This window comes from Dokdonella sp., from assembly GCF_035703485.1.
Lineage (GTDB): Bacteria > Pseudomonadota > Gammaproteobacteria > Xanthomonadales > Rhodanobacteraceae > Dokdonella.
In genome coordinates, this window is the sequence record NZ_DASSYD010000182.1 from 1 (window position 1) to 19,234 (window position 19,234).

Annotated in this window: 17 protein-coding genes; 7 read left to right on the plus strand and 10 right to left on the minus strand. The window is 59.8% G+C overall.

Translation table 11 applies throughout. The features are described 5' to 3' along the window. Positions 1-260: S4 domain-containing protein (locus VFN25_RS13995; RefSeq protein WP_325142947.1), on the minus strand; the 260-nt coding region annotated here is incomplete at its 3' end. A 185-nt stretch (positions 261-445) separates the two neighbouring features. Between VFN25_RS13995 and VFN25_RS14000 the strand changes: the two genes are divergently transcribed. After that, the gene (locus VFN25_RS14000; RefSeq protein ID WP_325142949.1) at positions 446-1,294 is read left to right on the plus strand and encodes an outer membrane protein assembly factor BamD; all 849 of its coding nucleotides are present in this window, start codon (positions 446-448) and stop codon (positions 1,292-1,294) included. Positions 1,295-1,316: 22 nt separating this feature from the next. Here VFN25_RS14000 and VFN25_RS14005 read toward each other — a convergent pair whose 3' ends face one another. The 4 genes from VFN25_RS14005 to sucC all read right to left on the minus strand — a co-directional run bounded on the left by VFN25_RS14005 (position 1,317) and on the right by sucC (position 7,730). Further along, a complete protein-coding gene (locus tag VFN25_RS14005; protein WP_325142950.1) occupies positions 1,317-2,960 on the minus strand; it encodes an NAD+ synthase in 1,644 nt (547 codons plus the stop codon). Positions 2,961-3,172: 212 nt separating this feature from the next. Further along, positions 3,173-5,359, minus strand: a complete 2,187-nt coding sequence (locus VFN25_RS14010) for a bifunctional serine/threonine-protein kinase/formylglycine-generating enzyme family protein (protein WP_325142952.1) — start codon at positions 5,357-5,359, stop codon at positions 3,173-3,175. A 212-nt stretch (positions 5,360-5,571) separates the two neighbouring features. Continuing rightward, positions 5,572-6,444: a succinate--CoA ligase subunit alpha gene (sucD, locus tag VFN25_RS14015; RefSeq protein ID WP_325142954.1), complete on the minus strand. Its 873-nt coding sequence runs from the start codon at positions 6,442-6,444 to the stop codon at positions 5,572-5,574. A gap of 119 nt (positions 6,445-6,563) precedes the next feature. Then, positions 6,564-7,730 carry an ADP-forming succinate--CoA ligase subunit beta gene (gene sucC, locus VFN25_RS14020; RefSeq protein WP_325142956.1) on the minus strand — a complete coding sequence of 389 codons (1,167 nt, stop codon included), beginning with the start codon at positions 7,728-7,730 and terminating at the stop codon, positions 6,564-6,566. Between the two features lie 362 nt (positions 7,731-8,092). Between sucC and VFN25_RS14025 the strand changes: the two genes are divergently transcribed. From VFN25_RS14025 to secF, 5 genes are all read left to right on the plus strand, one after another. Further along, on the plus strand, positions 8,093-9,730 hold the full coding sequence (locus tag VFN25_RS14025; protein WP_325142958.1) for a sensor histidine kinase: 1,638 nt from the start codon (positions 8,093-8,095) through the stop codon (positions 9,728-9,730). 73 nt (positions 9,731-9,803) lie between these two features. Next, complete coding sequence (locus VFN25_RS14030; protein ID WP_325142960.1) at positions 9,804-10,208, plus strand: DUF3224 domain-containing protein; 405 nt, start codon at positions 9,804-9,806, stop codon at positions 10,206-10,208. A 136-nt stretch (positions 10,209-10,344) separates the two neighbouring features. Further along, the gene (yajC, locus tag VFN25_RS14035; protein WP_325142962.1) at positions 10,345-10,677 is read left to right on the plus strand and encodes a preprotein translocase subunit YajC; all 333 of its coding nucleotides are present in this window, start codon (positions 10,345-10,347) and stop codon (positions 10,675-10,677) included. A gap of 155 nt (positions 10,678-10,832) precedes the next feature. Beyond that, the gene (gene secD, locus VFN25_RS14040; protein WP_325142964.1) at positions 10,833-12,692 is read left to right on the plus strand and encodes a protein translocase subunit SecD; all 1,860 of its coding nucleotides are present in this window, start codon (positions 10,833-10,835) and stop codon (positions 12,690-12,692) included. A 16-nt stretch (positions 12,693-12,708) separates the two neighbouring features. Continuing rightward, complete coding sequence (gene secF / locus VFN25_RS14045) at positions 12,709-13,674, plus strand: protein translocase subunit SecF (RefSeq protein WP_325142966.1); 966 nt, start codon at positions 12,709-12,711, stop codon at positions 13,672-13,674. Positions 13,675-13,866: 192 nt separating this feature from the next. Here the strand turns inward: secF and VFN25_RS14050 are convergent, their stop codons facing one another. Genes VFN25_RS14050 through VFN25_RS14070 form a run of 5 tightly spaced genes read right to left on the minus strand, consistent with a single transcriptional unit; the run spans position 13,867 to position 18,492 of the window. Then, positions 13,867-15,246 carry an FAD-binding oxidoreductase gene (locus VFN25_RS14050; RefSeq protein WP_325142968.1) on the minus strand — a complete coding sequence of 460 codons (1,380 nt, stop codon included), beginning with the start codon at positions 15,244-15,246 and terminating at the stop codon, positions 13,867-13,869. Between the two features lie 41 nt (positions 15,247-15,287). After that, positions 15,288-15,677 carry a nuclear transport factor 2 family protein gene (locus VFN25_RS14055; RefSeq protein WP_325142970.1) on the minus strand — a complete coding sequence of 130 codons (390 nt, stop codon included), beginning with the start codon at positions 15,675-15,677 and terminating at the stop codon, positions 15,288-15,290. Between the two features lie 32 nt (positions 15,678-15,709). Continuing rightward, positions 15,710-16,303 carry a BON domain-containing protein gene (locus VFN25_RS14060; RefSeq protein ID WP_325142972.1) on the minus strand — a complete coding sequence of 198 codons (594 nt, stop codon included), beginning with the start codon at positions 16,301-16,303 and terminating at the stop codon, positions 15,710-15,712. Positions 16,304-16,312: 9 nt separating this feature from the next. Continuing rightward, entirely contained in the window at positions 16,313-16,669 is a 357-nt protein-coding gene (locus VFN25_RS14065) for a YraN family protein (RefSeq protein WP_325142974.1), read from the minus strand. A 5-nt stretch (positions 16,670-16,674) separates the two neighbouring features. After that, positions 16,675-18,492 carry a penicillin-binding protein activator gene (locus tag VFN25_RS14070; protein WP_325142977.1) on the minus strand — a complete coding sequence of 606 codons (1,818 nt, stop codon included), beginning with the start codon at positions 18,490-18,492 and terminating at the stop codon, positions 16,675-16,677. Positions 18,493-18,781: 289 nt separating this feature from the next. Between VFN25_RS14070 and VFN25_RS14075 the strand changes: the two genes are divergently transcribed. Further along, a complete protein-coding gene (locus tag VFN25_RS14075; RefSeq protein WP_325142979.1) occupies positions 18,782-19,084 on the plus strand; it encodes a type II toxin-antitoxin system HigB family toxin in 303 nt (100 codons plus the stop codon). Positions 19,085-19,234 lie beyond the last annotated feature (150 nt).

Sequence of the window (19,234 nt, forward strand, 5' to 3'; positions counted from 1 at the left end):
CGGATGTCAAGCTCAATGTCTTCGGCACGGGCACTGACCTCGCGCTGCAGGCGAACCTTGAGCTCGACAGTTTCTCCGCCATGCACGATGTGGCGCGGAATCACTTGCTCGCCATCCAGCAGCACGTCGCCAGCCTTGATCCAGGTACTCAGGCGCGAACGTGAATAATCAGGGAACAGCTCGGCCAGGGCGGCATCGAAGCGGCGACCCGCGGATTCGAGCGGGATGCTGGCATTCAGCGTCGGTTGGGTTGCGTTCATTCGGTTTCAATCAGGACTTGAATGGAGAAAACCCCGGTAAATCGGGCTTTCCGGGGGGCGTTGGATCGACATGGGAGGCGGTCCGGCCAGAGCATTTGCTGCATATTGGTCGAGCGCACATGTTCAGGACATCGCGGGTTCGGGGTATGATCGCGGACTTCCATCATCGCAGAGCCCCCCTCCGCATGCGAGTTTCCCGTTACGTTTTCGTCATCTTCGCCGTCTTTCTGATTGGCGGTTGTTCAATGTTCGGCAAGAAGAAGGCCGACCCGCTGGAAGTCGGCACCGTCGAGCAGTTGTACGAGCGCGGCAAGTCGGATGTCGACAGAGGCAACTACGACCGCGCCGTCAAGACCTTCAATCGCCTGATTGCGCGTTTCCCGTTTGGTCCTTATACCGAGCAGGCACAGCTTGATCAGGCGTATGCGCAGTACAAGATGAACAAACCCGATGACGCCTATTCGACGGTCAATCGTTTCATCAAAACCTATCCGGCGCACAAGCACATCGACTACGCGTTCTACCTGCGTGGCTTGATCAATTTTGACCGCGAGGAAGGCTTGCTTGAAAAATATGCCGGGCTCGACATGACTCAGCGAGATCAGGCTTTCGTGCGCCAGTCTTTTGATGATTTTGCCGCCCTGATCAAGCGACATCCCGACAGTCGCTACGCGGCTGATGCCAAGCAGCGCATGATCTACCTGCGCAACGGCATGGCTCAGGCCGAGCTCAATGTCGCCTTGTTCTATCTGCGTCGGGGCGCCTATGTCGCCTCCTCGAACCGGGCCAAGTCGATTCTCGAAACCTACGACCAATCGAAGCAGGTTGGCGATGCGATCGCGATCATGGTCAAGTCTTACCATGAGTTGGGCCAGGACAAATTGGCTGCTGATGCCAAGAGCGTGCTCGTGCTCAACTATCCAAACCATCCTTCGCTGACGCGCGATTGGCCGGTTTGGCGCTCGAACTGGCTGAAGCTGATTCCGTTGACCAACCGCGGAGCCAAGCCGCTGACCAAGAGCGCAGCCAACTGACAGGCTTTCAGGGCACGGCCGCTCAGGCCCAGCCGGAAGTTATCGGATAGCGGCGTTCGCGACCAAACGCACGCCGCGAAACCTTGGGCCCCGGGGCGGCCTGCTGGCGTTTCCATTCGCTGATGCGGACCAGATGCAGCACTTTGTCGACGGTGGCGACATCGAATCCGTCGGCGACGATATCGGCACGCGACAACTCCTGGTCGATATAGCGCATGAGGATGCCATCCAGTACTTCGTAAGGCGGCAGTGAATCCTGATCGGTCTGGTTGTCGCGCAGTTCCGCCGAAGGCGGCCGATCAATGACCGCTTGCGGGATGACCCAATCATCCGGATTGCCGGATCCCTGTTTGTTCCGCCAGCGTGACAGATCGAATACCTCGGTCTTGTACAAATCCTTGATTGGCGCGTAGCCGCCGCACATGTCGCCGTAGATGGTCGCGTAGCCGACCGCGTATTCACTCTTGTTGCCGGTGGTCAGGACCAGGCCGCCAAACTTGTTCGACAAGGCCATGAGGATCACGCCACGACTGCGTGACTGCAGGTTTTCTTCCGTCGTATCGGATTCCTGGCCGACAAACAGCGGCGCCAGCGCATCAAGGAAACCCTGGAACGGCGCGGCGATCGGCACGGTTTCGATTCGTACGCCGAGTTTGTGCGCCTGTTCGTCGGCCAGATCGTTGCTTTGACCCGATGTGTAGCGTGAGGGCAGACGCACGGCCGTGACGTTCTCGGCGCCGAGCGCATCGACGGCAATAGCCAGCACGATTGACGAGTCGATACCGCCGGAAAGGCCGATCCAGACCTTGCGGAAATGGTTCTTGTGGCAATAGTCGCGTGTTGCGCGAACGATGGCGCGCCAGGCCAGGCTTTCGCAGCTTTCATCAATTTCGTCGGGCCAAGCGCGCGCGTTGAATCGCCGCGTCGCCGGATCAAAATCGGTAATCAGCAAATGATCCTCGAACGCCCGTGCACAGGTGTGGATCGTGCCATCGGCGTCGGCAAGAATCGATGCGCCGTCATAGACGACGGAATCCTGTCCGCCAACAACGTTAAGATAGGCCAGGGCAACGCCGGTTTCCGCAACGCGCGTGGCGAGCAAGGCATCGCGACGCTCAAGCTTGCCGTGATCGTATGGGGAAGCATTCGGCACGACGACCAGTTCGGCGCCGTTGGCAGCCGTATCGGCGAGGGGTTCTGCAAACCACAGATCCTCGCAGATGACGATGCCGACCTTGACTCCGCCGACCTCGATCACGCAAGCGCCGCCATCGGGATCGATCTCGAAATAGCGGCGCTCGTCGAACACCGCGTAATTCGGAAGCTCGCGTTTTCGATACGTGGTCTCGATGCGACCATCACGCAACACGCTGACCGCGTTATAAACGACCGAACCCGCCGATTGTGGCCAGCCGACCATGGCGACGATTCCGCTTGTTTCCGCAGCAAGGCGCTGCAAGACTGCCTCGCACTCGATGAGGAAGCTCGGCCGCAGCAGCAGATCTTCTGGTGGATAACCACTCAAAGCCAGTTCCGGAAACACGATCAGATCGGCCTGGTGCTGATCTCTTGCTGTGGCGATCAGTGCCTTGATGCGCTCGGCATTGCGCGCGACCGCACCTACCGGAAAGTCAAACTGGGCCAGGGCAACGCGAAGTGTCGGCATGTGCAGTTGTCTGTCGAGAAGGGAGAAGCAGAATCTTTGAACCAAGCCAGGCTGTCGAAATCGTGGCCTGATATTGAATTGGTAATGTGGAAAGTGTATCTTTGACTACGCAGTGCATTCGGTTGATCGCCAAGTGCATGCCCCTGGCGCATGAATTATGCCATTGCCGCAGCGTGCGGCCAGCATCTGACCAGCGTTGCCCTGACAGTCTCTCAAGGATCACGCACGAGGCGAAAACCGACATCGTCATAGCCCCGACTGGTCGGCAGGTCGCGTAATCGACTGTCCGCGATATCCGGGCCGTCTTGCCAGGACAACCCCGCTGCGCCACGACGTGTGCACTTCCCGGCGGTTTCGCTTGTACAACTTGAGGTCCATTCGGCGACATTGCCGCGCAGATCGTTGAGACCAAGTGTGGACGCCCTGAACTTGCCGGAGGGCGAAGTGTTGGCGTAACCGTCGTTGCAGGAAAATCGCGATCCCTTTCCGGTGGCACTACGATCGCGGATGTTGCCGAGCGCGCAGGCCGAGTGATTGCGTGGCGTCGAGCGCGCGGCGTGCAACCACTCGCTCCGGGTTGGCAGCCGGTAGGTATGACCGTGATTGCGGCTCAGCCAGCTTGCATAGGCACGCGCATCCTCGAAACTGACACACACAACGGGCTCACTGGCGGTTTGCCGGAAGCCCGGATCATCCCAACTGCGGCGATCAAGAATCCGCAATGGTGAGAGGCTGATGCGACAGCGGCTTGAATCCCGATTCGTGCGGCTGGCGAATCGTGCGTAGTCGGCGCGGCTGACTTCGTTGCGCATCATCATGAAGGCCTTGCCAATGCGTGCGCCGTTGATGCTTGCAGGAACGTACATGAATTCTTTGCCGCCTCCATCGCGCACCGGTTTGCCGATTTCCGGCAAAGCCTGCAAGCGTGAATCCAGGGTCTGTAGCGTGGTCTTGTCGATTCCGGTTTCCTGCGCAAGGCGCATAGACTGCAATGCCGATTCACGGTCGCCTGCGTCGGCCAGCGACGCGATGCGCACGAGCAGTGCTTGTCCCAGCTTGGCGCGCAGATTCTTGAATGCCTCGTTATTGCGAATGCCGGCCATGTCCGCAACCAGCTCAAGCTTCAGATAGCGCTTGCGCAAGTCGTCGGCATCGCCTTCGCTGACCGCATCAAGCAATGCTGGTGTCGATGCAGTAATGACCGACTCAATACCGGTGATTGCACTGCGGTTCGATGGATCGCGTTTCAGCATGACCAGCCAGGTTTCCGCGGCATTCGCACCTGTCGGAGTTGTCAGGGCGCCGATCGAAACCTGCTGTCTGGCCAGAGCCTCCAGTTCAGCCAGGGTCTTGTTTTCACCGGCCGTCGTGGCGGCAACTGCGCTGTCGGGCTGGATGCCGGCCGAATCTGCGAGCCGCGTACTCATCTGAGTCAGGTAGGGCAGGGACAGCGAAATCAGCGAGACGGCAAGCAGCAAGCCGACGCCGATCAATAGCGGCGGCTGAGTACTCATGGCCCGCCGTATGCGTCCGATCGGAGCGGCGGATCGGCGCACATGGCGACGGATCGGATCAAGCGCGCGTTGCATGGCTTGAGCATTGCGAAAGCGCTGTTCCGGTCGCTTGGCCATGGCGCAATCGATGAAAGCTTGCCAATGCGCCTTCTCTGCCGGCAAACGCGGAATCGGGTCTTGCGCATGCATCAGTGCCAGAGACAGGGGATCCGTCGAACGGAACGGCAATTCGCCGGTCAGTTGCTCATAGGTCAGCACGCCGAGACTGTAAAGATCCGAACGTCCGTCGATAGTGTCGGCACGCGCCTGCTCCGGACTCATCTGCGCGCTGGTGCCAATGACCAGACCATCGCCGGTGATGCGTGAATTGACCTCGCGCTGGGCCAGCGCAATACCGAAATCGGCGAGTTGCGGACGATCGGCATTGTCGAAAAGGACATTCTCGGCCTTGACGTCGCGATGCACGATACCGCGCGTATGCGCATAGCCGAGTGCATCAAGCAAGGCGTGCAGCAGATCGATCAGCCCGGCATCGTCATCGCGGAAATCGCGCACGCTGAGATCGCCCTTGGCCAGATATGGCATCACGTAATAAAGATCGCCCTCCTCGGTGCGGCCGACCTCATGGATGACCACGATCGACGGGTGTTCGAGCCTGGCGATGATCCGGGCTTCATGCTCGAATCGAGTTGATTGTTCTTCATCAAGTTGGCGGGTCGGGCGCATGACCTTGATCGCGACCTCGCGATCGAGGGATTCCTGCAAGGCGAGGTAGACCGCCGCCATGCCGCCGAGGCCGAGTCGCCGGGAGATGCGATAGCCGGCGATACGCGGCAAGGCGGGCTCGGCTTCCGGAATGTCGGTGCTGGTATCGATATCAGTCAAGTCTGCCGCGCCATGGCCGGGAGTTGCAGGTCATTCACGATGACCGGTGACCATGGCGTCCCCGATTCCGCCAATGGCGCAGATTAGCCTCAATCGGCGGGCGCCGTCCTGAATGGCGGCAAGGAAATTCGCGGTGAAGCATGTTATTGCGGCACGAAAAAGCCGCCGGATCGCTCCGGCGGCTTGCTGAAAATCGCGCTTTGCAGTTTCGACTACTTCATCATTGTCGCAAGTGTAGAACCGAGATCGGCGGGTGACTTGACCGTAGTCACGCCGGCCTTTTCCAGCGCCTCGAACTTGGCCTTGGCAGTGCCCTTGCCGCCCGAGATGATCGCGCCGGCATGACCCATGCGTTTGCCTTCCGGAGCCGATGCGCCGGCGATAAACGCGACCACCGGCTTGGTCACGAACTCCTGGATGAACTCGGCCGCCTCTTCCTCGGCACTGCCGCCGATTTCGCCGACCATGATGATGCCCGCGGTTTGCGGATCCTCCTGGAACAGCTTGAGGCAGTCGATGAAGCTGAGACCATTGATCGGATCGCCGCCGATGCCGATGCAAGTGGATTGGCCGAGGCCGACCTTGGTGGTCTGGAACACGGCTTCATAAGTCAGTGTGCCCGAACGCGAGACCACGCCGACCTTGCCGGCCTTGTGGATATGTCCCGGCATGATGCCGATCTTGCATTCGCCCGGAGTGATGATGCCGGGACAGTTCGGCCCGATCAGCACGGTGTCCGGATATTGCTTGAGCACGTTCTTGACGCGCAGCATGTCGAGTACCGGGATACCTTCGGTGATCGTCACGATGACCTTGATGCCTGCATCTGCGGCCTCGAGGATCGCATCGGCCGCAAATGGCGGCGGCACAAAGATCATTGATGCGTCGGCGCCGGTTTCGCGTACGGCGTCTTCGACCGTATTGAATACCGGCAAGCCGATGTGCTCGCTGCCGCCCTTGCCCGGGGTGACGCCGCCGACCAGCTTGGTGCCGTAATCGACGGCCTGTTCGGAATGGAAGGTGCCCTGCTGGCCGGTGAAGCCCTGGGTGATGACCTTGGTGTTCTTGTTGACCAAAACGCTCATGGATCAATCCTCGAAAATTTCTTGCTTTCGTAGGAAGCCCCTTCAGGGGCGATGCTCTTTGTTCACTATCAGGAGCAGACGCATCGCGGCTGAAGCCGCTTCCTACGGTGTTTAATTGTTCAGGCGGCCTTGACCGATGCGACGGCTTTTTGCGCCGCATCGTTGAGGTCGTCCGCCGGAGTGATCGCCAAGCCGGAGCTGGCCAGCAACTCGCGTCCCTTCTCGACATTGGTACCTTGCAGACGCACGATCACCGGAATTTTCAGTCCGACTTCCTTGACCGCGGCGATAATGCCTTCGGCGATCAGGTCGCAGCGCACGATACCGCCGAAGATATTGACCAGGATCGCCTGGACCTTTTCTCCACGCAGAATCAGCTTGAAGGCTTCGGTCACGCGCTCCTTGGTTGCGCCGCCGCCGACATCGAGGAAGTTGGCCGGTTCGCCACCAGCGAGCTTGATCACGTCCATGGTCGCCATGGCCAGACCGGCGCCGTTGACCATGCAACCGATGTTGCCGTCCATGGTCACATAGTTGAGGTTGTGCTGGACCGCAGCGGCTTCGGCAGCATCTTCCTGGGTCAGGTCGCGCATCGCGGCGAGCTTCGGATGGCGGAACTCGGCGTTGTCATCGGAATTGACCTTGCCGTCCAGCGCCATGAGCACGCCGGAATCGAGGATTGCCAGCGGGTTCAGCTCGACCAGGGCCAGATCCCTCTCGTTGAACAGCTTGTACAGACCGAGCATGATTTTGGTCAGCTGATTGGCCTGCTTGCCGTTGAGGCCCATGTCGAAGGCCAGTTTGCGGCACTGGTAGGGCTGCAAGCCTTCGACGAAATTGACTTCGATGGTGTGGATATCTTCCGGCGTTTCGCGGGCAACCTGTTCGATATCGACACCGCCCTGGGCGGAAGCGATAAACGAGACGGATTTGCTGTCGCGATCGACGAGGATCGACAGATACAACTCTTTGGCGATATCGGCGGCGTCGGTGACCAGAACCAGATTGACCGGCAAGGCGCGTCCGCCGGACTGATAGGTCTCCATGTCACGGCCAAGCATGCTGGCGGCAGCTTCCTTGACCTCGTCAGTCGACCTGCAGAACTTGACGCCACCGGACTTGCCGCGGCCTCCGGCATGGATCTGCGCCTTGACCATCCATTGTGAGCCACCGAGTTCCTTGGCAGCATCGACAGCCTGCTCGGGCGAGGAGGCAACTTTTCCGGGAGGAACCGGGATGCCGAACTCGGCAAACAATTCCTTGGCTTGGTATTCGTGGAAATTCATGCAGGCACCTTCATGGGAGGGACACGGATGGCGACTTCAAACGCCGGTCGCAGCCGCAAGTCGTCGATCGGGGGATGTTCGCGCCGACTCTGGAAATCGGGTCGATGCGCAAAGCGGGCACGTATTTTGGGCAAAGCGTGCTGCGAATGCAAAAAGACCTTGCGGCGGGGATCGCGTGCTGTGCTCCCATTGCCAGATTCGGCAACACCGGATCAAGCCGCTTTGCAGCATGGCAGGGGTCAGTGTGCCTGGTCAGTGCCTCGCTGGCGTTTGCCCGGTCAGGATCGCGTGTTCCGATCCGACCGTGCGCTGTAGCATTGGCGTCCACGCGCTTATACTCCGGGCATACCGGAGGATGTATCTTGGCTGATCGAAAGGGGCGGCGTGCTGGCGATTCCGCGGGTGACATCACTCGCCGCGAGTTGTATTTCTTCAACCTGTATCGATTGCTTGAGTCGGTTGTCTACGTCGGCCTGATTTTCAGTCCGCTGGCGGGTGACTGGATCAGCATCAGCCACAATGAGCTCGGCCGCTCGGTTGCGCTGGCTTACTGTCTGATCGCGGTGATCCTGCTGGTGTCGACCGATCGCATGCGCCGCAACATGAGCGCGAGCATCGGCCTGGCTCTGGCCCTGGATGCCGTGGCGGCTTCGTTGATCTTGCTGTCGATCCATGGCGGGCACAGTTCGATTCCGATGATGCTCATGGTCAACGTTGGTGTGGGCGCATTGCTGTTGCCGTTCCGCCAATCGATCATGCTCGCGCTTCTCGCCGCGATCGGCGTACTTGCGCCGCCCTTGATTGCTGTCCTGTCCGCGATTCCGAGTGATCGCAGCATCATCGAGGCTGCGTTGTTCGGTGTTGCCTATTTCGCGGTCGCTGCGCTGTGTGCCTACCTTGGTCGCCAGATGCGCGAGACCGAGGCGCTGGCTGAGCAACGTGGTGTCGATCTGCTCAACTTGGAGCAGGTCAATGACCTGATCATCCGGCGCATGAAGACCGGCGTGCTGCTGGTCGATGATGCCAATCACATTCTGCGCATCAACGAGGCCGCATGGCATCTGATCGGCAACCCATCGCCGAACCAGCGTGACCTCGGAGATGTGGCCGCCGAATTGTCGCGGCGCTTGTATCACTGGCGTCATTCCGGACGCATTGACCAGAACCCGGTCGCGCTCGCGGCCGATGTGCCCGAGGTGATTCCACGTTTCTCGCGCATGGCACCGAATGATGACACCCACATCCTGATCTTCCTCGATGACACTTCGCTGCTGTCGCGGCGCGCCGAGGAGATGACTCTGGCCTCGCTCGGCCGGCTGTCGGCATCGATCGCCCACGAGATCCGCAACCCGCTGGCGGCGATCCGCTATTCGGCCCAGTTGCTGGCCGAGTCGGAAAGCATGGAGGAGGAGGATCGACGCCTCGTCGAAATCGTCAACAATCACTGCACGCGCGCCAATGAAGTGATCGAGAACATCCTGCAGCTTTCGCGTCGCGAGCGTTCGCGCCCGGAAAGCATTGATCTGAACGCGTGGGCGCTGGCCTTTGTCGAGGATTACAAGCAAGGCAACGATCTCGGTCAGGATCATCTGCGCGCGATCACGCAGAATCGTCAGATCGAGGCGATGGTCGATCCCCAACACATGCAGCAGGTGGTCTGGAATCTGGTCCAGAACGCGATCCGCTATGGTCGCGAACCCGGGGCAGTCGCACGCGTCGTGGTGGTTGCGCGTCTGGCTACCGACAAGGGGCCGCCGCTACTCGAAGTGGTCGATCGCGGCCCCGGCATCCCGGCCAAGGTCGCGGCACAAATCTTCGATCCGTTCTTTACCACCAGTGAATACGGCACCGGGCTTGGCTTGTATCTGGCCAAGCAGATGTGCGAATCAAGCCAGGCCTCGCTCGACTATGTTCCGGTGGCGGGAGGTGGCGCTTGCTTTCGCATCACCTTGTCGCCGGCGGCGACCCTGGTTCAGCGCCCGGTCGCGCAGGTTCAGTAGGCATGCAGCCGAGCGGCTATCGCGCCAGAGCACAGGCGCAAATCGATGAAATCAACAGGGATTGGAAGCAATCATGAGTCAGCATGCCACCGGTACCTTCGAGGTAAAACTCGATCCGCTTGACCTCAACGAAGTTGGCCAGGGCGAGACTCGCGGGCGCATCTCGATCAACAAGCAGTTTCATGGCGATCTTGAGGCAACCAGCATCGGTGAAATGCTCAGTGCGATGACCGAGGTCAAGGGCTCGGCAGGCTACGTGGCCATCGAACGCGTGGTTGGCAGCTTGCAAGGGCGCCAGGGCAGCTTCGTGCTGCAGCATTCGGGCACCATGGATCGAGGCCAGCCGAGCCTGTCGGTGAACGTGGTGCCGGATTCCGCGACAGGCGAATTGACCGGCTTGCGCGGTCGAATGAACATCACGATTCGTGAAGGCATCCATTGCTATGGCTTCGACTTCGAGTTTGAGGAGGAGGCGTGAACAGGTCTTCCCTGGATCACCGGAATGCTCCCGGGGACGCCATTCATCGTGCGCAACGGCCGCTGGCATGGCATAATCCGCGGCCATTTTCGTGTCCAGGCGACCGCCTGGCACGCAGCATACCTTCGGAGTCACAATGGATTTTCTGATCAGTTCCGCCTATGCCCAAGCTGCTGCCGAGGCAGCTGCGCCGAACCCGCTGATGTCGTTCCTGCCGTTGATCATCATCTTCGGCATCTTCTATTTCATGCTGATTCGGCCACAGATGAAGCGCGCCAAGGAAGCCCGCGCGATGGTTGCAGCGCTGGCCAAGGGCGATGAAGTGCTGACCAATGGCGGTTTGCTGGGTCGTATCGAAGAAATCGCCGATACCTTTGTCACCCTGGAAATCGCTGACAAGGTCAGCGTCAAATTGCAAAAGAGCGCGGTGACAGCCGTTCTGCCCAAGGGCACGATCAAGCAGGCTTGAGTTTCGTTCAGGCAACCCCACTGCGTTGAACGGTGGCGGGGTTGTCGCTTGTCGGCGTGAAACGCGGATTGGCAACAATCCCGGTTCCTTAGCAACAAGACGCGCTTGAAAACACCACCGATAGATCGGCAACAGCGTAAAACCGGATTGTACGAATGAACGATTATCCCCGTTGGAAACACATCATGGTCGCTTTCGTGGCGCTCATTGCTGTGCTGTATGCGGTGCCTTCTCTGTACCAGAAGCAGCCCGCAGTGCAGGTGCTCGCGAACAAGAGCGGCGTCGTTGATGATGCCGTCAAGGAGCGCGCCCTGCAGGCCTTGCAGACCCGCAAGATTGCCTTTGATGACGTCCAGGTCAAGGACGAGCGTTTGCTGGCAACTTTTCCGGATACCGATTCGCAACTGGCTGCGGCGAGTGCCTTGCGCACCGACCTTGGCGAAGATTTCACCGTGGCCTTGAACCTGGCTTCGACCGTTCCGGCATGGATGCGCGCGATCGGCGCGAATTCGATGCCGCTTGGTCTCGATCTGCAAGGTGGCGTGCACTTTCTCATGCAGGTCGATCAGAAAAGCGTGCTCGATTTCCAGCAGCAACGTTACGTTGATGATATTCGAACCTTGCTGCGCGACAAGAACATCCGCAATGCCAAGGCCAGCCTCGGTGCGCAGGGCCTCATCGTGCAGGCGAGCAATGCCGAGGACATCGAAAAGATCGCCACGGCCATCGCTTTTGAACTGACCGATCTGAACGTCGAGGACGGGCCATCGATTGATGGTGTGCCGACCTTGAATGTCACCATCAAACCGGAACGGATCAAGCAGATTGCCGACAACACGATCAAGCAGAACGTTTCCACGCTGCGCAATCGCATCAACTCGCTTGGTGTCGCCGAACCGATGATCGTGCAACAGGGCGACAGCCGCATCGTCGTCGAATTGCCGGGTCTGCAGGATACGGCCGAGGCGAAGAAGCTGCTCGGTGCGACGGCAACCCTGGAATATCGCGCCGTTGACGAAAGCGTAAACGCAGCCGAGGCAGCGCAGACTGGTTCGGTACCGCCGGATTCGCGCATCTATTACTTCAAGGACGGTCGTCCGGCCGTGCTCAAGAAAAAAGTGATCGTCACCGGCGATGAGCTGGTTGATGCGTCGAGTTCGGTGGATCAGCAAAGCGGAACACCGGCTGTCAACGTCACCCTGAACTCGGCGGGTGCGCGCAAGATGCTCGATTTCACTTCGCAGAACGTCGGCAAGGGCATGGCCGTGGTGTTGGTCGAGCGCACGCCGGAAGTGCGCATCGTCGACGGCAAGGAAGTGCGCACCTCCAAGATTACCGAGGAAGTTATCAGTCTGGCGAGTATCCGTGGCGTGTTCTCGAATCGCTTCGAGACTACCGGTCTCGAAAGTGCAAAGGCGGCGTCAGAGCTTGCACTGTTGTTGCGCTCGGGCTCGTTGGCCGCACCGGTCGATATCGTCCAGGAGCGGGTCATTGGTTCGACGCTTGGTGCCGACAATATTCGCAAGGGCATGAATGCGGTGATTATCGGCATGCTTCTTGTCGTCATTTTCGTCGGCGTCTACTACAAGGTGTTCGGGCTCATTGCCGACATCGCCTTGCTGATGAATCTGGTTCTGGTGGTTGCAATTCTGAGTATCTTCCAGGCCACCCTGACCCTGCCCGGAATCGCCGGTATCGTGCTGACGCTCGGCATGGCGGTCGACGCCAACGTGCTGATCTGCGAGCGTATCCGCGAGGAGTCACGCAACGGCATGACCCCGTTCGCCGCGATCCGCGCCGGCTACGAGAAAGCCTGGGCAACCATTCTTGATGCCAACGTCACCACCCTGATCGCCGCGCTCAGCCTGATGACCTTCGGTTCGGGGCCGATTCGCGGTTTCGCCATCACCTTGTCGATCGGCATCCTCACGTCGATGTTCACCTCGGTGACCGGCACCCATTCCCTTGTCGCGCTGATCTTCGGTCGCTCGAAGCTCAAGTCGCTGTCGATCTGAACGCAGGCATTCATCCATGGAACTTTTCAATCCGAACAGCAAGATCGACTTCATGCGCTGGGGCAAGGTCAGCCTCGGTGTCGCCGTGGCGATCGTGGTCATCGCGGTGGCCATCCTGTCGACCCGCGGGCTGACTTACGGCCTTGATTTCACCGGTGGCACCAGCGTCGAAGTCGGTTACGAGCAGTCGATCAGTGTTGCCGAAGTGCGCGCGGCCCTGACTGAGGGTGGTTTTGACAACGCAGTGGTGCAGACTTTTGGCGGCACCAATGACTTCGCCATCCGTATCGTTTCCGACAAGGCGGATGCCGAAGCCTCGGAAGAATCCGCATCGGCGGCCAACGACAAGCTGGCCGCGAGTGTGCTCAGTGCCTTGCGCGAAAAGCGGCCGGATGCGCAGATCAAGAGCAGCGAGTTTGTTGGCGCGCAAGTGGGCGAAGAGCTGCGCAACAACGGCTTGATAGCCGTTCTGTTTGTTGTCGCCGGCATCACCATCTATCTCTGGATTCGCTTCGAGTGGCGTTTCGCGGTGGCGGCGATTGCCTCCGAGGTTCACGACGTGCTGTTCACCGTGGCCATATTTGCACTGACCGGGCGTGAATTTGACCTGCCGGCGCTGGCTGCGGTGTTGTCGGTGATCGGTTATTCGATCAACGACACGATCGTCGTTTTTGATCGCGTGCGTGAGTCGTTCCGCAGTTCGCGCAAGGGCATTCCTTCCGAGGTCCTCAATCGCTCGATCAACACCACGTTGTCACGAACGATCATGACCAGCCTGACCACGGCACTCGCGGTCGGTACGCTGTACTTCATCGGCGGCCCCGCGCTCGAGAGCTTCGGCCTGATCATGCTCATCGGTATCCTGATCGGTACGCTGTCGTCGATCTTCATCGCCAACCCGCTGATCCTCCTGCTCGGTGTTTCCAAGCAGGATCTGATGCCAATGACCAAGGACGACCCCGCGCTCGACCGGCGGCCGTAGTACCCGCACTTTGCAATTCACGGGGCGCTTCGGCGCCCCGTTTTGCATGCGATCCCATATTTTCTCTTCTGCGCCACTTCGCGACGTTGACTACATCGCTCAAGCCGCGCCAGAGATATCAGCCATGCTCTGCGTGACTGGGGCGACAAGCAACGTGACTTGCGCCGCCTGATCGGAATCTCCCGACACCGATCAATCCGGCAACAGCTTTCCAGGGTTGAGGATTCCGTCTGGATCGAATTGGCGTTTGATCCGACGCATCAGCTCAAGCGAAACCGCATCCAGCGCGCGCGGCATGAATTCACGTTTGGCCATGCCGATACCATGTTCTCCGGACAGGGTTCCATCCAGCGCAAACACGAGGTCGAAAACTTCGGACAGGCAGTCCGGCGCGTTCGCCACCTGGACCGGATCTTCGGGTTGATAGAGCAGGTTGACGTGGATGTTGCCATTGCCAGCGTGGCCGAAGGTGACGATCTGAATGGCATGCCGTGCCGAAATACTTTTCAGCCCGGCGATCAACTGCGGAACCCGGCTCACCGGAACGACGACGTCCTCGTTGATCTTGTTCGGTGCCAGCGTGCGCAGGGCAGGCGACAAGGCCTTGCGCGCGGCCCAGAGTGTGGCGACTTCGTCGACATCGCTGGCCACGCGCAGATCAATGACTCCATCGCCGTCGGCGGCGCGGCGAATCGCGGCAATCGCGGAATCGAGCGCGTCGGGTTCGCCATCGACTTCAATGATCAGCATGCTGCCGGCTTCAGGAATCGCATTGCCGCCATGATTGCGGGCCAGGCGCAGCGCTTCGTCATCCATGTATTCGAGCGCGCAAGGGGTCACCGGCTGGGCCATGATGCGGGAAACGGCAGCGGCGGCGGCGGCAATGTCGACATAGGTCGCGCGCAGCGTGCGTTTGCCCGAGGCCAGCGGAATGAGTTTGAGGGTGGCTTCGGTAATGATCGCCAAGGTGCCTTCGGAGCCGATCAGCAAGCGGGTCAGGTCGTAGCCGGTCGCACCCTTGGTGGTCGGCTTGCCGCAGCGAAATTCTTCGCCAAGGCCGTTGACCGCACGCAAGGCGAGTACGTTGTCGCGGGTTGCTCCGTACTTTACCGCGCGGGGGCCGCCGGCATTGCAGGCGATATTTCCGGCGATTGAACAGAACGGTGCCGAGGTAGGATCCGGCGCCCAGAAGAAACCATGCGCTTTCAGTGCCGTCTGCAGGTCGGCGTTGAGTACGCCCGGCTCGACCACGGCGAGACGATTGTCGGGATCGATATCAAGGATTCGGTTCATGCGCTCGAAGCTGGCGACAATGCCGCCGTTGACCGGCACGCTGGCACCCGTCGTATTGGTGCCGCGGCCACGCGCAGTCAATGCGATGCCGTGATCGCGACATACGCCAACGAGCGCGACAACCTGCGCATGCGTGGACGGAAACACAACCGCTTCGGGAATCGCCTCACGCCGCGAATTGTCGTAGGCATAGACGGCACATTCCGCGGCATTGGTGCTCAATGCATTGCCGTGAAAGATCGTTTGCAACAGGGAAAGCGCCGGGCTTGCCAATGCCATGATCGTTCAACGATTCAGTCGAGTGATTGTAGGCAAATCGATCATTGCATCGGCTGCAAATGCAAAGCTGTATCGGTGTACTGTTCGAACGCGATGACCTTGCCATTCTGCATGCGCCAGACATGCGCAAACGGAGCCTTGAAACTCTTGTCGGTGGCTTTGAAGGTGCCGCTGTATTCGCCGAGAGCGACCACGACATCATCATTGGCGATGAACTCGGCTGGAACTGCCGAGAAGTCATCCCATTCGCCGCCGAGTTTCATGAAGACGTTATCGAGCACCGATTGCGGCCCGATATAGACACCGCCGTACGGGCCACCTTCGGCTTCGGTCCAGCGCGCATCGCGGGCGAGCGCGCCGAGCACTTTGGGAATATCACCTTTTGCGAATGCAGCGTAGATGCCCTGAATCATCTCAAGCGCGGTGCTCATGGCATTTCTCCTTCGAGGGTGTCGGTTTGGTATTACTCGTCACGATACTCGAATATCTTTACCACGCGTTCGACACCGGGGACGTTGCGTGCAATCTCGGTGACCATCTCGTCCTCTCCCGGACTGAGAATGCCCATCAGATAGACCACGCGATGCGCCGTGCTGACTTTGACCTTGGTGGCGTCGAAGCCTGGTGTGCCGGTTGCGTCGGCCAAGGCCAGCTTGACCCGTGCCGTGATCTTGTTGTCGTTGCGGCGCGCCCAGAATCCCTCGGGTTCCATGACGTCGATCTCGTTGACCAGGCGATGGACGCCTTCGAAACCGCGGACAGTCGCTTCGGCGCGCGCCTTCAGCTCGGGCGTGCGGACCTCACCCATGAGCAGCATGACGCCGTTGTAGACAGCAATCATGACGCGGTTCTTGAGGACCAGTTCCTTGTCCTTGTTGATCGTGTCGTAGGCACTGAGCTGAATGTTCTTGTCGCTCATGACAGTGCTGAAACCGCGTCGATCATTCACCGACGAAGCAGTCGCCACGGCACCGGTGGCGACCACCGCGATGCAGCCGCCAAGCAGCGGCACGAGCACAAGCAGGGACAGGGCGGTCAAATGGAGTCTTGATCTCATCGGGCTTCCTCAGGCGGTATCGAAGGCATTGCGCTGCCAGTTGATGTCAGGCGATTCGGCGCTGCCACTAATCGCCATGACATCAAAACGACAGGGATGGTGGGCCAGGGTCGGATTGGCTTGCAGAAACAGGCTGGCCGCCTTGCTCAGGCGCTGGCGCTTTGCGGCGCCGACGGAATCAAGCGCACCGCCGAAACTCTGGGATTTGCGATAGCGCACTTCGAGAAAAACCACGACTTCACGATCACGCATGACCAAGTCGAGCTCGCCAAAGCGGCTATTGAAATTTCGCGTAATCAGGCTCAGCCCCTCGCGCATCGCGTGGGCCAGGGCGATATCCTCGAACGTACTGCCGGTGCTGCGCATCGGTTCTACTGAAATGGCAGGGGATCGAGCGCACCCTGCACTGGTCGGGCGATTCCATCCTCGAATTTTGCCCAGGTCAATACGCGATGAATACGGCCGAAGCTGTCGGCTGCCAGCTGTCCGGTCGCACCATCGAGATAGGTTTCAGGGTGTTCGAGCAGCCAGTTCATGTAGGGCAGCAGCGAATAGGCATCCATGCCGAAGGCGAACAGGCGGCCGCCGACGCCGCTCACACTGCCCAACTCGCGAGCCATGGTGTCGCGGTCCGGGCGTCCGGCCACGGGTGAGAACAACCAGGTGGCATCGCAGAATTCAACGCCATTGAGATCGCGATCGAGACCGGCATTGGTTTCGCCGGCGTTGATGTGAGAGGTTGCAAACACCGGTGCGTTGATGCCGGCAAGTTTGAGCTGCGGCAGCAGCAATCGCGCCTGTTGTGGACGCATGCTGATGAAGACTCCGGCATCGGGTGGCGGTGAACGTCCACTGGATTCCGGATCGGCGCGATCGGCGATATCCCGCGTCGCTTGAAGGATTTCACTCTTGTAGTTGAATTCGGAGTCAGGCAGGCGTGCTTCACCGCTGATCGTGCCGCCGCGCGATTCGAACTGGGCGCGGAAGGCGAGCGCGGCACGTTCCGCCCAATCGGTTTGTGCAGCGATGACGGCTGCCCGGGTCAGGCCTAGTGAAAGCATGCGTTCGGCCGCCTGTGCACCTTCGGCATCCGGCAACAGGCCAAACTCGGCGCTGCCTCGTGGTGGTACTTCGCCGGTATCGGGATGATTCAGGGCAAGCACGCGTACCGGCAACGGTTGTCGAAACAAGGCGCCTACGGCTTCTCGCAACAAGGGGCCGACAACGAAGTCCGCGCCGTCGCTGACCGATTGTTGATAGGCGGCAAGCGCATCCTCGGGCGTCTTGCCGGCATCGTAGGTGCGTACCTGTGGTCGTTTCCCGCTGTCGTCGGCAAAGTAGGCGGCGAAGAAGCCATCGAGAATGGAGCGGGAAACGCCGGCAACGGGTCCACTCAGGGGCAAAATCAGGGCGACTTGATGGATCGCCTTGAAGCCTTCCCGGTGCAGATCATTGCTCGAGTTCGGCATCAGGGTGCCGACAGGTCGCTGCGGACGTGGCACTTCACGCGGGAGGCTCTCGCCACGCAATTTCAGCGCCTGCTCGATCCATGGGAGCAGTGCATCATCAGGCCGTAGCGATCCTGCGCGCCCCTTCAGCGTGGCCGCATCGAGTGTACTCAGCGTCTCGATGATCTGATCGCGGTTGTTGATGCGATCCTGACCCGCCAACTCGCTATCGAGCATCGCACGCATGCGCGCGGCGGCAAAAGGATCGCCAAGGGTGGTGGCGGTCCGCGCCCTCAGTTCGATGTAGCGCAGGCGCAAGGAGGAAGGAACCGCCGACTGCGGCGTAGCCAGCAAGGCCGACGCGCGAGCGGCATCGCCGCGATCGAGCGAAGCCTCGGCGTCGATCAGATCCAGGCGCAGGACATCGTCACCGCTCAGGCGCTTGCGGCGAACATTTTCGATTGCTCGCGCTGCAGCCTCGAGATCACCATTTTCGCGCAGCACCTCGGCGGCACGCAGCCGATAGTGCGCAGCGGCATCGCCACGACTGTCGTCGGCAAGGGCGAGGTACTGGCGCGCAGCGGCTTCGAGATTGCCTTCGCGGGCAAGCTGCTCGGCCTGCTGGGCCTGCGGGTTGTCTGGGCGGATCGTAGTGTTGTTGCTGGCGCAAGCGCCCAGGAACAAGAAGATCAGCAGAATCAGGAGTTTCAGGCTTTTCGGCCGGGTTGTGAAAGCGGGCATGGGCGCAGTTTTTGGCTTGGATTCCCCATGATAGCTTGCCAGTACGATTCATGAAGCGGCGAATCAAGATACGTCGGATTTTCCTACGTCATCGGGGCTCTACTCAGTTGCGCAATCTTTCTGCCGAAATCACTTCCTTTCAGGCGGATCGTCTCGGTGCAAGGTGGACGTGATTGCAAAACCACCGAGACGACCATTTCGAAAGGCTCACGCATCACCGGCTCGTTCAGGCGATGGAGCTGCTTGAGGGCTTGCGGTAGTCCCAATCTGGGACTACCATTGTCTGGTCATGAGAGTAGTCGCTGTCAGCACATTGAGAAGCTTTCGGGAGCGCCACCCGGATTCCGAACAGCCCCTCAAGGCGTGGTACGACGAAGCCAGGCACGCAGCCTGGAAGACGCCGCAGGACATTCGCAATCACTACGCCAGTGCCAGCTTTGTCGCTCACAACCGCGTAGCGTTCAACATCAAGGGCAACGAGTACCGGCTCATCGTCGCGGTGGCCTATCGGTTTCAGGCCATCTACATCAAGTTTATCGGCACCCACGCCGAGTACGATCGAATCGATGCTGCCATTGTGGAGGATTTATGAATATATACCCCATCCGCACAGAGAAGGACTACAAAACAGCATTGCGCGAACTGTCCGCGTATTTCGATAGCGAGCCGGTGCCGGGCTCGGAGGCGGGTGATCGCTTCGAGGTACTTGCGACGCTGGTCGAAGCCTACGAGGCCAAGCACT